This window comes from Cutibacterium modestum, assembly GCF_008326345.1.
In the GTDB taxonomy this organism is placed as follows: Bacteria; Actinomycetota; Actinomycetes; order Propionibacteriales; family Propionibacteriaceae; genus Cutibacterium; species Cutibacterium modestum.
The window spans coordinates 626,872-646,468 of the sequence record NZ_BJEN01000001.1; the positions used below are offsets into that span (position 1 = coordinate 626,872).

Genomic DNA, 19,597 nt, shown 5'->3' on the forward strand with positions numbered 1-19,597 from the left:
CGTTATCACCCCTCGTCCGGGCCGTCAGCATCAACAACCTCACCAGTAGCCGTATTGATGGCCTCGGCTGGTTTGTCCTGGGACAGAGCCGCGACGACCTCACCTGCCAGTTTCGGTCCAAAGCCTGCCACTTCGGCGATGTCGTCAACGGTAGCTTTGCGCAGCGCCCGCACCGATCCAAAGTGGGAGACGAGGGCTTTACGTCGGGTCTCCCCTAGCCCTGGTATGCCATCGAGGACGGACTCCACCATGGCCTTAGAACGCTTTGAGCGGTGGAAGGTGATGGCGAAGCGGTGAGCCTCGTCGCGTAGACGCTGTAATAGATAGAGCCCCTCGGAAGTTCGCGGCAAGATGACCGGCCATTCTTCGTCAGGAAGCCATACCTCCTCTAGACGCTTGGCCAGCCCACATAACGCGATTTCGTCCTCCAGACCGAACTCTTCAAGCACCTGCTGGGCGGCATGCACCTGAGGTGCACCACCATCGACGACGATGAGGTGCGGGGCGTAGGCGAATTTTCGAGGGGCACCGGTGGTTGGATCGATGAGGGAACCGACGTCACCGTCGGGAGCTTGGGCAGCGACCATAGCATCGCGGTCCTCAACGAGACGACGCAGTCGACGAAACAACACCTCGCGCATAGCAGCAAAGTCGTCGGACCCCTCAAATCCCTTGATAATGAAACGACGGTACTCAGATTTGCGAGGCATGCCGTCCTCGAAGACCACCATTGACCCGACGACATTGGTGCCCTGGATATGGGAGACGTCGTAGGACTCCAGCCGTAATGGGGCACGGTCCAGACCGAGTGCCTGCTGAATTTCCTCCAGAGCGCGAGTACGAGTGGCAAGGTCAGAAGCCCGCTTAAGCTTATGTTGGGCGAGTGTTTCCTGGGCATTGCGGGTGACAGTGTCCATGAGGGTCGCCTTGTCACCACGACGCGGGACACGAATCTCGACGTGGGAACCGCGTTCAGAGCTGAAGATCGTCGACATGACGTCGGGATTCGTGGGGTTGGTGGAAACGAGCACCAGTGGCGGGATAGCGTTGCCATGCCCATCGTCGCGAACCTGACCGTCACTGGCATTGACGCCGTACAACTGAGTCAAAAAGGTCTCCATGAGCTCGGCCTCATCGGCGTCGTCAGCACGATCAGCCACCCAACCGCGTTCACCACGGATGCGGCCACCTCGGACATGGAAAATCTTGACGCCGACTTCCAACGGATCGAGGGCCATCGAGATGACATCGGCGTCGGTACCATCACCGAGGACGACAGCGTTGCGCTCCAATGTCTTGGACAGGGCGCCCAGGGAATCCCGGATCACCGCAGCACGTTCGAATTCAAGATTCTCAGAGGCCTGCACCATCTCGGCTTTAAGCCGTTTGACGATTTTTGTCGTGCGTCCGGCCATGAAATCACAGAACTCGTCGACGATTTCTCGATGGGTCTCGGGTGTGATCCGCTCAACGCAGGGGGCCGAACATTTACCGATATACCCGAGTAGACAAGGGCGTCCTTGGTTCTTCGCGCGATTGAAAACCCCAGTTGAGCAAGAGCGCATCGGGAAAACACGCAGCAGCGTCTCGACGGTGTCGCGAATCGCCCACGCTTGACCGAAGGGACCGTAATAACGCCACCCTTTGTGGTGAGCACCGCGTCCGACAAAAACACGCGGGTACTCGTCGGTCCAGGTAAAACATAGCCACGGGTAAGACTTGTCGTCGCGATACATGACATTGAACCGCGGATCGAATTCCTTGATCCACGTGTATTCGAGCTGGAGGGATTCAACCTCGTTTTGAACCACTGTCCACTGCACGTGCGCCGCCGTCGTCACCATCCGTTGAGTGCGTGGATGGAGAGCCGAAATATCCTGGAAGTAGGAATTCAACCGGTTACGCAGGTTCTTGGCCTTGCCGACGTAGATGACCTGGCCGTGCTCATCACTGAATCGGTAGACACCTGGCTGTGTGGGAATCGTGCCCGGGGCAGGACGGTAACTCGACGGGTCGGCCATGTGGGCAAGGTTAGACGGTCACGACAACCGATCCACTCAGCCGTGGGCGTATGCGTTGGGAGCGGCGCTGCAGTGCGCTTTCATAGGGCTCAACAATCCCGCCGACGGCGGCCGCGAAGCCGACCAGTCAGCAGCGGCGAAGCTGGCAGGTGTTGTCCGGCGCCCTCGTAACCCACGAACTCACCAAAACAATCATCACCGACCCCATACTATTTACGCACCGGGGCTATATAACTCATAGTCCAGACCGATGAAGTTCCACCACATAAGGATGCAACGATCTCGTCATCGACGGGTACTCCGGCCAGCAAGATGACTTGTACCGGGTCTGTCCCAGCCATCATGGTGAGGGTCGTCAGGTATCCAAGCTCACCACGATCCAGATATTGACCCTCAAGAGCGATTCGCCCAGTGTCGGCCGGCGCAGCATGCTCAAAGTCTTCCCTGACGTTCAGGACAGCATCAATGCCCAACTCGACGCCCAGCAGCCGGCGGCGGGGAACGATCGGGGACGTATCCACGCCTGGCAGCACTCCGACTGACCCGGTATCACACCACGGGGCCGAGTGGGTCGCGCTACGAATCTGCGCGGTTCTCGTTCTTGTCCTTCGCTGTCAGCTTCGATAAGCGTTTGCCGCAAATTCCGCCGATGACTGCGACGATCACTGTGCATATGAGACCGGCCACGAAGAGGCCACAGTTTGGATCAGACTTAAGGGACAGAAGCGCCAAAATCGTCGAAATGATGGTCAGAACAAGAACGATGATCTCCAGGCGCTTTTCGGCCGCTTTCTCCAGCTGCACTCGGCGACGTTCCTGCTCCATATTAACCTTATCCCTCGCGACATTATCGATGCGACGTTGCACCTCGACTACTCGCACCAAGGATTCCTGTTCATCCCGCAGTTCTTTGAGCAATACGGGAGTGCCAAGGACCTTTTGAAACTTGTTCATGACGAGGGTCGCCTCGCGACGCCCGGGAACCTCAGTGAACCATAGCCTATTAAGGAAAGCAGTCACCGAACGCTCACGATCGAGTAGCCTGTCGAGCTCCTCGTCGCCCCAATGATTCTTCCCAACCAAGACGTGGGCCTCACTTTCGGCATTGCGATCAAGGTAGGTACGTTGCCGCAGACACAGGATCACGATGTCGAGCATTCTGCCGTGGCACAGAAGACACAGGGCTCCGGCGTGCTTGCGGTTATCCTCTTCGAATAACGTCGACTGAGTCATGATTGCCATGCCGGCTTCCTCGATTCTTGCCCATGTCGCATCAAGGGAGAACATCCCGTCACTCGCAGCATCCTTCGTGTCACTGGGCGGGATCCCTCGGTAAATTCCAATCCCGCCGGTTGCTAGGTGGTACAGCCAGGCCTGTGTCGGACTCCACGCCTTGTGGTGTCCGAAATAGGACGGGTGCTCCAAGTCCTGCGGATCCACTTCCGCGAAGGTCACCACGAAGAAGCGGTTACAATTACGAGAGGGCGACTCTCCAATGTCACAACTATGATCACGCGAACCGTCCTTCTCATGACTGCGCTGGGAGGAGCTTAGGGAAAAGCCTCCCCAAGAGTACAAACATCCTCCCAGGCCGATATCGCACAGAAGAGCGGACAGGTACTCCGCGTCTCCTCCCGGACGTTTAAGCCATGCGGCCGCCGTTTCGACCGCAGCGTCTGGGACGTCATCAAGCCGAAAGTGCAAAACGGCGTAGTGGAATGCCTCACCACCCGCAACGTCCCCAAGACTATCTTCGTATTCCCGACGCTCAGCCCCCAAATAACGAAGACCATCGGGAATGTTGAGTCCAGATCTCTTATATGTTCGCCGCCTTTCCGTAACCTTCACGCGAATAGCATCATCCCTCGTCGCGTCATAAAAGGCGTGACGATATATCCTGGCCGCTTCCCGAATCCTCTCCGAAAAGTAATATCTGTGAGGTTCGCATGCTTGACTCCGGGAAGATTTCAGAATATCTCTGGCTCTTGAAACGAGAGAATCGAGCACCTCCGCCGGTTTGACGATCTTCGATGCCATAGCCTCAATGGGCTCGGTGACCCATTCCGGCCGATAGGGAACGATGACAGAGAAAGTTACCTTCCGCCACATCCTTTCTACATTCCTCATCGAACCATCAATGACTGCAGTCGTCATCGAACCCAACCTCCAACTCTCATGAACTCTCGTCGCCTCTGGCTACGGCGGGACATTCTCCCAACTGACGCGCTGACGCGGTTCAGAGCAGTCAGGCAAGGGTAGACTACCCTCATTCATGGAATCCGAGGTGACACCGATGCCGGGACGTCGCCCACCTGCGGGACTCGTCGGTAGGCTGGGATTGTGCATCTTCTCCTCATCCGCCACGCCCAGTCCGAAAACAACGCCGCCGCCGCGCAATCCGTCGAGGCTTACCAGCAGGGTCGCAAACCTGACCCGGAGCTCACCGAACTAGGACGACGTCAGGCGCAGGCCTTAGGAAAGTGGATCGGATCCGTCTCCCCTCGACCAACGAAGTTGTATTCCTCCCCTATGATGCGCACCATCCAGACAGCTGCCCCTATCGCTGAGGCTTTTGACCTACCTATCACCATCAATGACCTCATCTTTGAGCGCCCGGGCCCAGTTCAGGTCGTTGACGGCACCGAGACCGGTCATCCAGGATCGCCGCGATCAGCTCTGTCGGCCATTACAGACCGTGCCGTCTTCCCCGATTCCATTACTGAGGAGGGATGGCGTAAGGCTCGCATCGAAACCGTCTCCGAGGCTGCCGAGCGCGCCGGCTGCATTGCCCAATGGATCCGCAGGGCCCATAAAGATGACGAATGCATCGCGATCATCGCTCATGGCGCGATCGGATCGATGGTGTTGCTGCATCTTATCGCCCCGCAGTTCGCCGCTAATTTGCGCAACCACGCCATCGGCAGCGAACCGCAGTGGGTGGGGCTGCAGAACACCTCCACATCAATGATCGAGTTGCACCCGAATGGATACGAAATTCATTGGATCAATCGGGTGGATCACCTCATTGAAGCGGGTATGGTTCACGGCGCCATCGCCGTGTCCACCGGCGACCCTGGCACCCGCTGAGCACGAAGGAGAAAAAGGAGAAAGATGTTTCCCACCCGACGCGAGGTCCTGCGCACCGTTGGAAGTGTCACTGCCTTGGCCACCACCGGCGCGGTCACCGGATGCAACACCTTCCAGAATTCCAATGACGTTCACACCGGCCCGGCCACCGTCAAGGCAGCTGATGTCCCCGTTGGTGGAGGCACCGTCGTTGACGGCACCAACTTCGTCATCACCCAGCCCACGAAGGGAATTTTCAAGGGATTTGTGCGAGTATGCCCACACGCTGGGTGCCAGGTCGACGAGGTCCGGGACGGGGCAATCCTGTGCCCTTGCCACGGATCGAAGTTCGCCATCACCGACGGTCACGTCACTCAAGGCCCGGCTACTACCGGTCTGGGCAGGGCCACAGTCACGGGGAAAGGCGACACTCTCACTATCAGCGGTTCCTGACTGCCTAGCTCTTTCTCAACGCGACTTCTTGCGTGAGGTCGTGGCCTTCCTCCCCTTCCTCTTGGGAGTAGTTTTGTTCTTCCCGCCACTTGTCGGCTCCCCGATGAGTGTCGGCTCGTCCCCGACCGGCACCTCACGCCCAGCCAGGATTTCTGAGAGATACTGACCTGTGTAGGAACTCTCGACCGCGGCCACCCGTTCCGGAGGGCCCTCAGCGACGACGGTGCCGCCGCCATTTCCTCCCTCGGGCCCCATGTCGATGATCCAATCGGCGGTTTTGATGACGTCGAGGTTGTGCTCGATGACGAAGACCGAGTTGCCCTGGTCGACAAGACGTTGCAACACCAGCAACAGCTTACGGATGTCCTCGAAGTGCAGGCCGGTGGTGGGCTCGTCAAGGACATAGAGCGTCCTACCTGTGGAACGTTTCTGGAGCTCCGATGCCAGCTTCACCCGCTGCGCCTCACCACCGGACAGAGTGGTCGCGGGCTGACCGAGCCTCACGTATCCCAACCCCACCTCGACGAGGGTCTTGAGGTGACGATGGATGGACGAGATCGGCTCGAAGAAGGTACAGGCCTCCTCGATAGGCATGTCAAGCACCTCAGCGATCGTCTTACCTTTGTAATGGACCTCCAAGGTCTCACGGTTGTATCTGGCACCGTGGCACACCTCACAAGGCACATAAACGTCGGGCAGGAAGTTCATCTCGATCTTGATGGTGCCGTCACCCTGACAGTTTTCGCAGCGTCCGCCCTTAATGTTGAAAGAGAACCGACCCTGCTGGTAACCGCGCACTTTGGCTTCGGGAGTCTGGGCAAAGAGAGCACGGATCTTGTCGAAGACTCCGGTATAAGTGGCCGGATTCGACCTCGGTGTGCGTCCTATGGGTGACTGGTCGACGTGGATCACCTTGTCGATTTCGTCGATTCCGATGATCGTCTCGTGCTTACCCGGTACTGCCCTGGCGCCGTGAATACGGTGCGCCAGCGATGTGTAGACGATCTGGTTGACCAGAGTCGACTTGCCCGAGCCGCTCACTCCGGTGACGACGACGAGCTGCCCCAGCGGGAAGGTGATGTCCACTCCCTTGAGGTTGTTCTCACGGGCTCCCTTGACAACAAGCTCACGTCCAGTGCGTGGGCGTCTGGTCGTTGGCAAGGGGATCGACCTCGTACGCGACAGGTATGCACCGGTGACGGACCTCTCGCTGGCCAGCAGGTCATCAACAGTTCCTGACACGACGACCTCGCCGCCGTGCTCACCGGCTCCCGGGCCGACATCGACGACCCAGTCGGCCGTCCGAATGGTGTCCTCATCATGCTCGACGACGATAAGGGTGTTACCGAGGTCCCGCAGTGTCACCAAGGTGTCGATGAGGCGCCGGTTGTCACGCTGATGCAAACCGATGGAGGGCTCGTCAAGGACGTAGAGAACCCCAACCAAACCTGAACCGATCTGGGTAGCGAGCCGGATGCGCTGAGCCTCACCGCCAGACAGGGAGCCCGCGGACCGTGACAAGGTGAGGTAGTCTAAACCGACATCGACGAGGAATCGCAGCCGAGCGCGAACCTCCTTGATAACTCGCCCCGCAATGGTAGCTTCCCGCTCGGTCAAGGTCAACGCCTTGAAAAATTCCGAGGCCTCCCCAATAGACATATCTGAGACTTCGGCAATATTTCGCTTACCGACTGTCACGGCCAGACTCGTCGGTTTGAGACGCTTGCCGTGGCAATCACGGCAAGGCACCTCGCGCAGGTATTGGCCCCACCGGGAGCGCGCAGCATCCGTCTCTGCCTCGTCATAGCGTCGACGCACGTAGTGCAGCACTCCCTCGTAATTCTGCGAGTAAGTGCGCACCCGACCGAATCGGTTGCGGTATGAGACCATGACCGGGTCGCCGTCACCGTGCAAGACAAGCTTGCGGGCCTTGGCTGGCAACTCGGACCACGGAAGTGTCGCGTCAAAGTCGTGGTTCTCCCCCAGCCCAGCAAAGACGTGCTGGTAGTGGTTCGCCACTCGTGGCCCAGACCAAGGCGCAATGGCTCCCTCAAGCAGGCTCAGCCCAGGATCAGGGACGACCAATTCCGGGTCGACCTCGAGGGTCGCGCCCAAACCAGAACAGGTCGGGCAGGCACCCCAAGGCCCATTAAAGGAGAACTGTCGCGGCTCCAGCTCCTCGATGTCGATGTCATGCTGATTAGGGCAAGCCATCGTCTCGGAGAACCGACGTTCTCGGTGCGGATCCGACGAATCGCGGTCGACGAAATCGATCCCAACGATGCCGTGAGCCAGTCCCAGCGCCGTCTCCACCGACTCGGTCAGGCGCTGTTTAGCTGACGACTTGACTGCAATCCGATCGACGACGACGTCGATGTCGTGCTTGCGCTTCTTATCCAGCGGCGGCACTTGACCAAGCCGATGAACGTCCCCGTCCACCCGTACTCGAGTGAAGCCGTCAGTCATCAGTTGCCGGAACAGCTCGACGTACTCGCCTTTGCGTCCGCGGATTACCGGGGCGAGGACCTGGAATTTGGTGCCCTCGTCGAGGGCCATGAGGCGGTCGACGATTTGCTGCGGAGTCTGCCGACTGATGAGCTCGCCACACACCGGGCAGTGCGGCTTGCCGACGCGGGCCCAGAGCAGACGCAAATAGTCATGGATTTCCGTGATGGTGCCGACGGTCGACCGCGGGTTACGAGAGGTGGACTTCTGGTCGATGGAAACAGCCGGGCTGAGACCCTCAATAAAGTCAACGTCGGGCTTGTCCATCTGACCCAGGAATTGACGGGCGTAGGAGGAAAGCGATTCCACATACCGTCGCTGCCCCTCGGCGAAGATGGTGTCGAAGGCGAGGGAGGACTTGCCTGATCCAGATAGACCGGTGAACACAATCATGGCGTCCCTTGGAAGGTCCAGATTGACATTGCGAAGGTTATGCTCCCGGGCTCCCCGGACGATGATGTGGTCACTCACAGATGTCATCGTAGAGGCCGTCCAAGACAGCCCCGCAGATCTGCGCGGTTGACAGAACAGAACACGATACCCCGTTCACATTGCTGTGAAACTGACTCCATGCCTTCAGTCATCTGGCATGTTCCACCCTGTGGCATTAGGTTGGGCGATATGAGCGCTGCCCCACGACCACCCGGTCTATGTCCCAGCGCTCCCCTGCACGCAATTCGGGCTGCCAAGCGAGAGGCCACTCAGCGTCTTCTTGGCGCAACTATGGGGCTATCGGATGACGAATGGCAGGCACCGAGCCGACTTGCCGGATGGACCCGTGCTCACATTGCTACCCACATCGCTCGCAACGCTGAAGCCTTCGAGGCCGTCACGAAGGCGGTCGTCGCCCATCAGGAAGTCCCTCACCTTTACCCTTCCGACGAGCTCCGCGACCGTGACATCGAACGCGGTTCGGAACGCACCGGGCTGCAACTGCAGATCGACCTTGACACCACTGCAGGCTCCCTCAACGCCACCTTCGACGCCCTCGACGACATGGAACCTGGCACTGCGGTGTGGCTGACCAACGACATCCGCGTCGATATCACTGACCTACCGGCGCTACGACTCGCGGAAATAGCCCTGCACCACGTCGATCTCGATCTCGGGATGACCGTCGATGACCTCCCCGATGTTCCCGCGCGGACCCTTCTGGAATGGGTCTGCTTCCGCTTGCGGGATCGTCCTGAGGTGCCCGCCATGCGTATCGTCTCTGACTCCGGCCTGACCGACCGCATTGGCGGAGTTGGATTCGCGACCACGGTCCACGGACCTGACGGGGCTCTGGCAGGATGGCTATCGGGCAGAGGGGGAACCGAGCGTCTCACCGGGGCTGATCAGCTCGCCGTCCCTATGCTCATCTGATGGGACAAGACGTATCACCTGCTCGTCCCAGGAAGGAACCGTCATGCCGCTTTACCACGTTGATCCCGGCTCCGAGGCCGCCCTCGTCAGGGTTAACGATGACGTTGACCTCATCAAAATCTCGGTAGGCACTGTGGACAACAATGCCTACCTCATCCACCCGGGAGCTGGACCCGCCATTCTCGTAGATGCAGCTGCCGAACCTAGTCGACTCAAGGCTCTTATCGGTAATTACGAAGTGGGGGCGGTTATTACGACCCATCGTCATCAGGACCATACCGGGGCTCTCGCGGATATTATCAATATGACAGGTGCCCAGCCGTGGTGTGGAGAACCCGATGCTGAAGCCATTGAGGCCACCACAGGGGTGACCTGTAGCACCGTGTGGGACGGTGATTTGTTCCGTCTCGGCGATGTAAAACTCGACGTCATTGGGCTAGTAGGCCATACCCGCGGCTCCATAGCCTTGCGGTTGCAGGGCAATCCCAGCGACCACGTTCTCACTGGCGATTCTCTGTTCCCAGGCGGGGTCGGTAAAACCAGCGGAAGCCGAGAATTCGAAAGTCTCTACACCGACATCTGCATGAAGATCTTTGCACCCATGTCGGACACGACAGTCATTCATCCCGGCCACGGCGACGCCACAACAGTCGGAGAAGAACGTCCCAACCTTCCACTGTGGCGCGCCCGCGGCTGGTAAGCGTCAGACCTCGGCCTTGGCGTCGTCTTTGCGACTCTTGATGAGGCTCGCGATGGTGGTGGCAAGCAGGGTCGCGACGATAACACCCAATGAAACCCCGATCGAAACCTCAGTGCTGGAACCGAACCAAGCCTGATCCAGACCGTAGTGGTGCATCGCGTGACCGATGAGTTTGAACGCGATAAAACCCAAGGTCACGGCTAGCCCTAGCGACAAGTACACCAGGCGTTCTAACAGACTTCCGATCAGGAAGTACAGCTGGCGTAAGCCCATGAGAGCAAAGACGTTAGCGGTAAAGATGAGGTACCCCTCGCTGGTCAGACCATAGGACGCCGGAATCGAGTCGAGGGCGAAAAGTAAGTCTGTGGCGCCCAGAGCGACGCAGACCATGAACATCGAGGTTGCGATGATCTTGCCGTTCTCGCGAACGAAGAACTTTGTACCGCGGTAGTCGCCGGTAGTCGGAACTGTGCGCTTGAACCACGTCATGAAGCGACCCTCCCCGCTAGAATCCTCATCCTCATCGTCATGGTGACGGTACTCACGTACCTGGTCAATAGCTGAGTACAGCAGGAAGGCACCGAAGATAAAGAACACCCATGCCCAGGCCTCGAGAATGGCCTGTCCCAAGGTGATGAAGACGCCACGGAAGACAAGTGCGACGATGATTCCCACCAGCAACGCGAACTGCTGAAGCTTCCGTGGGACGTTGAACTTCTCCATCAGGATGAGGAAGATAAACAGGTTGTCGATCGACAAGCTGTACTCGGTCAACCACACCGCGTAGAACTGTCCACCTGCGGCGCGTCCCTGCAGGATCCAGACGCCAAGGCCGAAAAGCACCGCCAGGACCACGAAGACGCCGACGAAGGCGACACATTCCTTGGTAGAGGGAACATGAGGTTTTCGGCCCAGGACGAGAACCTCAAAGAAGAGCAGAGCCCCCATGACCAGGATGGTGATGATCCAAACATAGGCGTGAACGTGCAAACCCGGGCCTCCAAAAGGGATAGAACGAAGGTCCGGAGGTCTCGTCCGCACCAGCGCCGCATATCGGTTCACTGGGGCTGTGCAGCCGGACCGTGATGGCACGATCGTGGTGACGACCACACTTTTCTCAAGAGTACTCCCCTCCAAGGACTTCCATAGTTGCACACCAATGGTGGTGACCGCGACTTGCGATCACCCTTACCGGTTGGCCTCCACCATCTGGCGCAGTTCCTTCTTGAGATCAGCGATTTCGTCACGCAGTCGGGCCGCAACTTCGAACTTGAGTTCTCCAGCGGCAGAACGCATTTCGTTAGTGAGATTGACGATGAGGTTACCCAGATCCTCTTCGGCCATCTTCGACGCGTCAAGTCGCTTCCCCTGGGCCGCTCGCTGCTCGTCGGTAATCATCGAGTTGTAACCGCGGTGGCCCTTGCCGTAATTGAATCTCTCGACGAGCTGGTCGGTATCGGCTTCTTCACGGGCCAGCATTTCAGTGATGTCACCGATCTTCTTACGCAGTGGCTGCGGATCGATTCCGTGCTCCTTGTTGTAGGCCATCTGAATATCGCGACGACGATTCGTCTCATTGATAGCGATCCGCATGGAATCAGTGACCTGATCGGCATACATGATGACCTGGCCGTTAACGTTACGGGCGGCACGGCCTACGGTCTGAATGAGTGACCGCTCAGAACGCAGAAAGCCTTCCTTGTCGGCGTCAAGGATCGCCACCAGGGAGACCTCCGGAAGGTCGAGCCCCTCTCGTAACAGATTGATGCCGACGAGTACATCGAATTCTCCCATCCGCAACTCCTTGAGCAACTCGATGCGCTTGAGGGTGTCAATCTCGGAGTGAAGGTACCGGGTGCGGATCCCGTGCTCCATGAGGTAGTCGGTCAGGTCTTCAGCCATCTTCTTCGTCAAGGTCGTCACTAAGACACGGTCGCCACGGTCCACTCGGGTATGAATTTCGCCCATGAGGTCGTCGATCTGGCCATGCGTGGGCTTGACAATAATCTCTGGATCCACCAGACCGGTCGGACGAATGATCTGTTCGACGACCCCATGCGCCCGCTCGATCTCATACGACCCCGGGGTGGCTGACAGATAGACGGTCTGGCCGATTCGCTCGGTGAACTCGTCAAACTTCAACGGTCGATTGTCCATAGCACTAGGTAACCGGAAACCATGTTCCACCAATGTCCGCTTGCGGCTCATGTCTCCCTCATACATGCCACCGATTTGCGGGACGGTCACGTGGGACTCATCGATAACAAGTACGAAATCCTCAGGGAAGTAGTCGAGCAGACAGTTCGGGGCCGATCCTGGGGCGCGTCCGTCAATGTGCCGTGAATAGTTCTCAATGCCAGCACATGCACCGACCTGCTGCATCATCTCGATGTCGTAGGTGGTGCGCATCCGCAACCGCTGAGCCTCCAAAAGTTTCCCGTCGCGCTCGAGAACCGCAAGCCGCTCCTCAAGCTCCTGCTGGATAGACACAATGGCCCGTTCCATACGTTCCGGGCCGGCAACGTAGTGGGTGGCCGGGAACACGTAGACCTGCTCATCCTCGCTAATGACCTCCCCAGTGAGCGGGTGCATCGTGGTGAGGGCCTCGATCTCGTCACCAAAGAACTCGACGCGCAGCGCATTTTCCTCATAGACGGGGAAAATCTCCAAGGTGTCCCCCCGCACTCGGAAAGTGCCTCGCTCCCCCGATATGTCATTACGCACATACTGGTTGGTGACGAGGTCACGCAGCAGCTCGTCACGATCCCATTCCTGCCCGACCTCCAACGGGATCATCCGGTCGACATATTCCTGTGGCGTGCCCAGGCCATAGATAGCCGAAACGGTCGACACCACAATGACGTCGCGGCGGGTGAGCAGGGAATTCGTCGCAGAGTGGCGTAACCTCTCAACTTCCTCATTGAGGCTGGAATCTTTTTCGATGTATGTATCGGTCTGCGGGATATACGCCTCAGGTTGATAGTAATCGTAGTACGAGACGAAGTACTCGACGGCATTATCGGGGAAAAACGTCCGCAGTTCCTGGGCAAACTGGGCGGCCAAGGTCTTGTTGGGCTGCATGACGAGCATCGGCCTCTGCAACTTCTCCGCCAGCCACGCCACGGTAGCCGTCTTACCGGTACCCGTAGCCCCCAGCAGGACGACATCCTGCTCACCGTCGTTGACCCTCTTCTCCAGCTCCGCAATAGCCTGCGGCTGGTCTCCAGAAGGCTGAAACTCACTGACGACGTGGAAGGGCGCTACGCGGCGAGTGATGTCGGTGACAGGGCGCATAGCTCCACCCTAGTTCAAGGCATCAGCGATGGAATTCGCCGAAAGCATGCGACCGGCCTTGGGATGTGAGGTCGGCAAGCCCGCATCCTTGGTCCCGATGAATCTAGCTCGATGACCCTCACCCTAAATATGCTAGAAGCACCCTGCTGGCAATGAGGCACTTTTCAGCAGGAGAAGTTATAAGGAGGAAATCGTATCCACCGTTTGGCATTATGTCGCAGCAGTCCCTATTACGGGCCTGCTGCTCGCTAGTACAGCCGCTATTGCTATGGCCGACACCGTCAACCCGCCCGAGGGCAGAGTTTGGCGATACGGACGTGGATACTCAGACTATCTTCATGACTCGAAGAAACATGGCAGCTCAGTTCAAGGGGTCAACTTTGTGCGCTCGCCATGTGTCAAGGCTGGCAGCTAATCCTATGCTCGCACTGATGCAGCATGGTTCGGGAACAAGGCTTGGTACCGCATCTGCTACAACCCCATGATCGGCGGCACGCCCCACGTGGGGCGTGCCGCCTGATACCCCATTCACGTTCCGACCAGAAGGAAGCCGCCACAGTGATGAGACGACTCTCCCCGGTATCCCTCTCCTACTTTTTGGCGGCAGTTGTCGCCGTTGTTATGGCATCATCCTTGTTGGGCGCGGCGGAAACGGTGCTCCCCTCAGCTGGGCACCCAGTCATCGTTCTCGTCGAGGGAACACCAGCCCGAAACGTCTCGGTGGTCGACTCGTGGATATCCAGGTATTCGCAACGACAACGTGTGGCAGTGGGGCGCTGGCAGGCCGATCTAAACGATCCAGAATCCTCTCGGGGCTCTACTTGGTTTCCGCAGCCGGCGGCACTCTTCACCCATTTCCGAAGGGTTACCCGAATTTGTCGTCGCGAATGGTCACCCATATCGCCCACATGGATCAGGATCAGTCCACCGATCGCAGCGGCGAGTACCTCGTCTACGGCGACGTCGCCGATGCCTCCACATTCGCCTCCGGGATGGGTGCATTGGGGTTCCGCTCCTCGGTACAAGGCCAGGTGAACCTGACACTGGTTGCCAGCCACAATCCTGACATCGTCAAGGCGTATGGCGGGATGATGGGGGCATTGGTCGCTCTGGTTATGGCGGCGGTGTTCTCCCGGACTCGGCGTTACGGTATTCCCCGTTTACACGGTCATTCGTGGCTGCATCATGCCACCAGGGAAACCCTTCATGCAGTGTCCGCTGCAATCATTGGCATGGGAGCAACTGCTTTGATCAGTCTGCCGGTCCTCGGCTTTTACAACGGTTTGGCCCAGTGGATGCGATGGTTTCGCTGGTCAATCCAGATATGGATTCCATCCATCGCCGTACTCCTCATAATCGATATCGTGACGTTGGCCATCGCATGGTCAAGCGCAGGAATCCTGGCTCAGGTCAAGGGTCGGATGACCAGTCTCCCGGTGTTCTCCGCCTCGTATCTTCTTCGCTTTCCAGTGGCCATGTTAGCGATACTGCTAATAATTTCAGTCACCTCTGCCGCGCGGGAACTGAGGCGCTATGAGGATCAACAAGACCAATGGACCACGGCCGATCGCCACGTGGGACGGGTCACGCTCCGCGGCATCGGATCAGCTGTCATCGACGCTGCCGGCGAGAAGCGCATGGTTGAAGCAGTCGGCGCATGGCTGGGTGACGTGGACGAACACCGCGGCCTCATCATCGCAAACCTCAGTCCGGTTGACGTTGGTCTTCCTGCGCCGATTCAGATGTTCATCATCAATGATGAATACTGCCAACGTCATCCGGTACCGGCATGCGCATCCTCCCCCAATACATCCGCCGTAACCGGGACCGTGCCTGCATCACTATCCCCGGTGGAACCCCGCATCCGGCACGCTGTTGCCCAACAACTCTGCGCATCAACAAAGGCCGGCAAGGCAACAATCAAGTGGTCACGGCAGGAAGGCTCTCGCGACTATTTCACCTACGGACCGCAGACCCCGAACAGGGTCTGTCGGCAACGATTACCGATCCTGTGGTGGTCCGCGTCCCCTCCGGGCTGTTGTCGGGCGACGACCTCACCACAGCGTTGACTACCGGTGGAATCCTTTTGCCCAATCCTCATTCCGAATCCCGACGCGTCATGTCTAGTCCTCCGCTTGTCAGGGCTGTTGCCAGCATCTCCCCAGCCGGGGCATCCGCAGCCCAGAAAGCTTCCCAACAACGGCAACAGTTGCTGATCGCGGCCCTCGGCGCACTCGCTGCCTTGCTCACTGTCGTGGCGACGTCGGTGAGCATTACCGGAATGTACGGCACTGTGCACCGGCAACGAAGCTTAGTGCGCAAACTCCACGGGTGGTCGGGGCTCTACGCGTTTCGACAGGTTGTCGTATGGGAGACCGGTTTGTGGAGCGCTCTGACCATATTCACTGCATGGCGATCGGTAACCGCATAGCAGGCTGGACGAACCGAATCTATCGCGGAGGAGAGGCGACCCCAGGACCTGCTGTCGTGGGCTCACACCGCACCGTGGGCTTGGGCAGGCACGGCATACGTGGGAATCACGACTCTGAGCATTCTGCTAGGCAGGTTCTATCGAACTTTGAGGACGCGAGAAGCATGACAACAATAAGCGAAACGACAACCATGAACGAGAATCACCCCGTGTTACAGGTGGAGAATCTCTCCAAGGCCTTCGGTTCCAGAACCCTCTGGAAAGGCCTTAATCTCCAGGCATACCGCGGCGAGATGATCGCCCTACGTGGCCCCAGCGGTTGCGGAAAATCGACTCTATTGTCGACAATCGGTCTCCTCGTTCGACCAGACAGTGGCCACATCATGATCGATGGCACGGACATCCTTGCCATCCCACGCCGACAGCACAAACGCGTGCGCCGTGAGACCATCGGCAATCTCTTCCAGGATTACGCTCTGCTCGAGAACGCTACGGTACGCGAAAACCTGGACATCGCGGCGCGTCCACGACCCTTACTACCTAAACCTTCCTTCGCATCTGCTTTGGAACGCGTTGGGCTACCCGGGCAAGAACGAACTCCCGTACACACCCTCAGCGGAGGCGAACAGCAGCGTGTCGCCTTGGCTCGATTACTCCTCAAGCCGAGCCGGATCACCCTGGCCAACGAACCCACGGCATCACTTGACCGGGACAACGAGAACCTGGTGCTGGATCTTCTACAAGACCTCGCCAATGAAGGCAAAGTGATACTCCTCGCCACCCACAGCGACCGAGTCGCGGGTCGTTGTTCGCGGGTGCTGTCATTGCACCACCACTAAGCTTCCCGACCGCCTCGCGCTGAGAAACGGGAAGACTCGCTCTCAAGGATCCTCAACCACGTGCGGCTGACTCCGGTGGGCAGGTTTCTGGCCACTGTTAACCGCTGAGCCTGACCCCCCGAAAGCCTCGTACCAGCCGGCCCAACAACGGTACGCAACCCAGCCTCCATACCACGCACCTCACCAGCCAAACCAACCTCACCAAGAACACGCCACAACTCACCATCACCAGCATCAGGAGCCACCAACCTCAAATTGTCAGCAATAGAAGCATTCAACAACTCCACCCGCTGCGAAACCACCCCGATGGATCTGCGCAACGAATCAAGAGTGAACGACGACACCGGATCACCATCCACAACAGACGTGAGAAAGGCATCACCGCCACCCCATGTAGCAGCTGACCGATTTACAGCATGGGTATGCATAGGCTGGGCGAACCAATCCTGTCGTACCGATCAGAGCCTGCTCCTTCATGCTGCGCTTCCGGGGAGTACAACGTCATGACCGCCAACAACTAGAGGTCACCATAAGTTTTCTTCCCGCAACCTAACACCAAAATCCATCCCGTGCGATCAGTCACTCCACCACAAGCCCGCAACTATCGCTACAGCACGTCTATGTAACTCACAGAAATTGCGGGCAGGACACACACCCACCCAACAGAAACGCCACCGGACAGCCTGAACACCCACCCCCCAATAAACAAGCAAATTAGGGAGGGATATCATTCATCTCATCGACAACTTGACCGTCGAGCAAGTCCGGATGTGGAGAGTTCTTTCTACGGTGGCCCTTCACCCTGACACCCTCTACCGGCCCTAGAAGCCAGAAGAGAAATCGCACACATAATAACAGGAGTTGAACAGTTGCACACACACAAAACAGCCTGGAAGCGCATTAGTACAGCTATGGCTGCAATACTGACCATGGCAATGGTCGGCTGCGGCATTTCAGATCCTTCAAAGGGAGGAGAATCCAGAGCAGAAGAAGCAAAGACGTCCTTCAGCATAACCGACAGCTTCGGCCATAAAGTCGATTTCAGGACGAAACCACAGCGAGTATGCTTGTTGTCTGCGACACTACTCAGCATTTGGTATGACTTGGGCGGCACGGCGGCATGTACGCCATCCTTAACTGGAAATGAAAAACTTCAACCAGCCCATGCTGCAGCCATAAAGAAAGTCCCCAAGGTCGGCATGATATATGCTGTCAATTTGGAACGAATACTTGCTACAAACCCAAACCTCGTCATCGCACCTGGAGCCGTGAGTCAGAATGTAACAGACAAACTTTCTTCTCAAGGAATTTCTGTGTTGAACATCAAAACGAGGTCACTGGATGAGGTTCTCCAAACTTATCAAACCCTCGGTAAAGTACTCGGCCACACCAAGGAAGCCAAAAAGCGTTCCTCTCAAATTTCCGCACAGGTCAAGTCCACCGTCGACAAGATGCCAGCAGACGGAAAACGAGTCGCTATTCTGTTCGCAACAGCCACGTCAATGTCACTAAAGTTAAACAACAGCATCGCCGGATCAATGGCCAAACTTCTCAAGTTGAAGAACATCGCTTCGTCGGCAATTCCAGATGACCCAAATTCCGAAACTGCCACGCTCAGTGTCGAGAAAATAACTCAGCAACAGCCCGATATCATCATGGTCACCTCAATGGTGCAGAACAACGCACTGGCCCGGCAAACAGTGAACAGAGAATTGACCAGCAACCCAGCCTGGCAGGCAGTGGATGCCGTACGAAAAAAGAAAATCATTTACCTCCCTCAACAATATTTCCTGTTCAACGGTGGTCCCAACTACCCAGATTCCGTGGCTTACATGGCAGCTTCTGTGCATCCGGAAATCTTTGGAAACCCATTGAACCATGACAATACCCGCCAAAACAAAAATACTCACATCGACAACGAAGAGAACGTCAAGTAACAGCCACCGAAGGCACCACCTCACGGCAATCGTATTCGTCATCCTTGTTGCGATCATGATCGTCAGCGTCATAACAGGGATCGGGTTCGGTTCGATACAGTTGTCACCTTCTGACGTAGTCAAAGGATTGTTCGGTCCGTCCGATTTCCAATGGCATAGGGTGGTATGGGGAGTGAGATTCCCCAGGGTCGTCCTTGCTGCCCTGGTCGGCATGAACCTTGCAACGTCGGGTGCGATTCTTCAAGCCGTGATGAGCAATCCCCTTGCCGATCCGAGCATCATTGGGGTCTCCTCAGGCGCAGGACTTCTAGGAATAGGCACACTGCTTATTTTCCCCGAACGGGCAAACCTTGTACCTGTAATGGCGTTCATCGGTGCGATGTTGGCAGCCATGGCAATCTATGCACTCGCATGGAGGGGTGGCGTTCAACCACTGCGAATCATCCTTTCCGGGGTTGCCGTCTCGGCGCTGTGCGGCGCAGGGATCTCGGCTGTCATGGTACTTATGGCCGACAATGTGCAAGGTGCTCTCATGTTCATGAATGGCAGCCTCGCCATGCGCAGTTGGGCCGAGGTGTCCCTCATCTGGCCATACACCGTGGTAGGGATCATTGCCGCCGTTGTGCTGTCCCGCAGGCTCGACATCATCACTCTGGGCGATCAAGTTGCACAAGGCATGGGAATGAACGTTCAAGCGAATCGCCTTGTCCTCACTGCCGTGGCGGCCCTCCTAGCCGCCAGCACAGTCAGCGCCATCGGGTTGCTCGGGTTCGTCGGTCTCATCGTGCCGCACATCATGCGGCTGATCGTCGGAAATCGACACGTCATCCTAGTTCCAGCGTGTGCGCTCGCCGGAGCTGCATTGGTTATGCTGAGCGACACATGTAGTCGGGTCATCTTCGATCCTTTCGAGATACCGGTTGGCATCATGCTCACAGCACTGGGGGTTCCCTTCTTTCTTTTCCTCCTCAGAAAGACATTGTGAG

At 57.6% G+C, this 19,597-nt stretch carries 13 protein-coding genes and 5 pseudogenes; 10 read left to right on the forward strand and 8 right to left on the reverse strand.

Features of this window, described 5'->3' with window-relative positions; translation table 11 throughout:
- Positions 1-5: 5 nt before the first annotated feature.
- The 3 genes and pseudogenes from uvrC to F1563_RS03155 form a co-directional block, all read right to left on the reverse strand.
- Entirely contained in the window at positions 6-2,021 is a 2,016-nt protein-coding gene (gene uvrC / locus F1563_RS03145; protein ID WP_002527586.1) for an excinuclease ABC subunit UvrC, read from the reverse strand.
- 209 nt (positions 2,022-2,230) lie between these two features.
- A complete protein-coding gene (locus F1563_RS03150) occupies positions 2,231-2,542 on the reverse strand; it encodes a hypothetical protein (RefSeq protein ID WP_007433694.1) in 312 nt (103 codons plus the stop codon).
- Positions 2,543-2,592: 50 nt separating this feature from the next.
- Positions 2,593-4,175 (reverse strand): annotated as a pseudogene (locus tag F1563_RS03155) (hypothetical protein); the annotation flags it as partial.
- A gap of 186 nt (positions 4,176-4,361) precedes the next feature.
- On the opposite strand from F1563_RS03155, the gene F1563_RS03160 reads away from it, so the two are divergent.
- Both F1563_RS03160 and F1563_RS03165 read left to right on the forward strand, forming a co-directional pair.
- On the forward strand, positions 4,362-5,108 hold the full coding sequence (locus F1563_RS03160; RefSeq protein ID WP_002527590.1) for a histidine phosphatase family protein: 747 nt from the start codon (positions 4,362-4,364) through the stop codon (positions 5,106-5,108).
- A 24-nt stretch (positions 5,109-5,132) separates the two neighbouring features.
- The gene (locus F1563_RS03165) at positions 5,133-5,540 is read left to right on the forward strand and encodes a Rieske (2Fe-2S) protein (RefSeq protein WP_002527591.1); all 408 of its coding nucleotides are present in this window, start codon (positions 5,133-5,135) and stop codon (positions 5,538-5,540) included.
- Positions 5,541-5,555: 15 nt separating this feature from the next.
- Here the strand turns inward: F1563_RS03165 and uvrA are convergent, their stop codons facing one another.
- A complete protein-coding gene (gene uvrA, locus F1563_RS03170) occupies positions 5,556-8,525 on the reverse strand; it encodes an excinuclease ABC subunit UvrA (protein ID WP_069181683.1) in 2,970 nt (989 codons plus the stop codon).
- Between the two features lie 141 nt (positions 8,526-8,666).
- On the opposite strand from uvrA, the gene F1563_RS03175 reads away from it, so the two are divergent.
- Positions 8,667-9,410 carry a maleylpyruvate isomerase family mycothiol-dependent enzyme gene (locus F1563_RS03175; RefSeq protein WP_081414868.1) on the forward strand — a complete coding sequence of 248 codons (744 nt, stop codon included), beginning with the start codon at positions 8,667-8,669 and terminating at the stop codon, positions 9,408-9,410.
- A gap of 43 nt (positions 9,411-9,453) precedes the next feature.
- Positions 9,454-10,110: an MBL fold metallo-hydrolase gene (locus F1563_RS03180; RefSeq protein WP_002527594.1), complete on the forward strand. Its 657-nt coding sequence runs from the start codon at positions 9,454-9,456 to the stop codon at positions 10,108-10,110.
- 3 nt (positions 10,111-10,113) lie between these two features.
- Here the strand turns inward: F1563_RS03180 and F1563_RS03185 are convergent, their stop codons facing one another.
- Positions 10,114-11,100 (reverse strand): TerC family protein, encoded by a 987-nt coding sequence (locus F1563_RS03185; protein WP_002527595.1) that lies wholly within the window; start codon positions 11,098-11,100, stop codon positions 10,114-10,116.
- Between the two features lie 198 nt (positions 11,101-11,298).
- A complete protein-coding gene (uvrB, locus tag F1563_RS03190) occupies positions 11,299-13,404 on the reverse strand; it encodes an excinuclease ABC subunit UvrB (protein WP_002527596.1) in 2,106 nt (701 codons plus the stop codon).
- 190 nt (positions 13,405-13,594) lie between these two features.
- On the opposite strand from uvrB, the gene F1563_RS03195 reads away from it, so the two are divergent.
- The 4 genes and pseudogenes from F1563_RS03195 to F1563_RS03215 all read left to right on the forward strand — a co-directional run bounded on the left by F1563_RS03195 (position 13,595) and on the right by F1563_RS03215 (position 16,674).
- On the forward strand, positions 13,595-13,819 hold the full coding sequence (locus F1563_RS03195; protein WP_081414869.1) for a lactococcin 972 family bacteriocin: 225 nt from the start codon (positions 13,595-13,597) through the stop codon (positions 13,817-13,819).
- A 700-nt stretch (positions 13,820-14,519) separates the two neighbouring features.
- Positions 14,520-15,433: pseudogene (locus F1563_RS03205) on the forward strand (bacteriocin-associated integral membrane family protein); the annotation flags it as partial.
- 180 nt (positions 15,434-15,613) lie between these two features.
- A pseudogene (locus F1563_RS14025) lies at positions 15,614-16,003 on the forward strand (hypothetical protein).
- Positions 16,000-16,674 (forward strand): ATP-binding cassette domain-containing protein, encoded by a 675-nt coding sequence (locus F1563_RS03215; protein ID WP_107528635.1) that lies wholly within the window; start codon positions 16,000-16,002, stop codon positions 16,672-16,674. Before F1563_RS14025 ends, F1563_RS03215 begins: the two are co-directional and overlap by 4 nt.
- A gap of 86 nt (positions 16,675-16,760) precedes the next feature.
- Here F1563_RS03215 and F1563_RS03220 read toward each other — a convergent pair.
- Both F1563_RS03220 and F1563_RS03225 read right to left on the reverse strand, forming a co-directional pair.
- A pseudogene (locus F1563_RS03220) lies at positions 16,761-17,036 on the reverse strand (ATP-binding cassette domain-containing protein); the annotation flags it as partial.
- A 352-nt stretch (positions 17,037-17,388) separates the two neighbouring features.
- A pseudogene (locus tag F1563_RS03225) lies at positions 17,389-17,626 on the reverse strand (hypothetical protein).
- Here F1563_RS03225 and F1563_RS03230 point away from each other — a divergent pair.
- Together F1563_RS03230 and F1563_RS03235 are read left to right on the forward strand one after the other, a co-directional pair.
- Positions 17,604-18,611: an ABC transporter substrate-binding protein gene (locus F1563_RS03230; RefSeq protein WP_503826435.1), complete on the forward strand. Its 1,008-nt coding sequence runs from the start codon at positions 17,604-17,606 to the stop codon at positions 18,609-18,611. The pseudogene F1563_RS03225 and the gene F1563_RS03230 overlap by 23 nt on opposite strands.
- A complete protein-coding gene (locus F1563_RS03235; RefSeq protein ID WP_002527603.1) occupies positions 18,553-19,596 on the forward strand; it encodes a FecCD family ABC transporter permease in 1,044 nt (347 codons plus the stop codon). The genes F1563_RS03230 and F1563_RS03235 overlap by 59 nt, the downstream gene beginning before the upstream one ends.
- The last annotated feature ends 1 nt before the right edge of the window (position 19,597 follow it).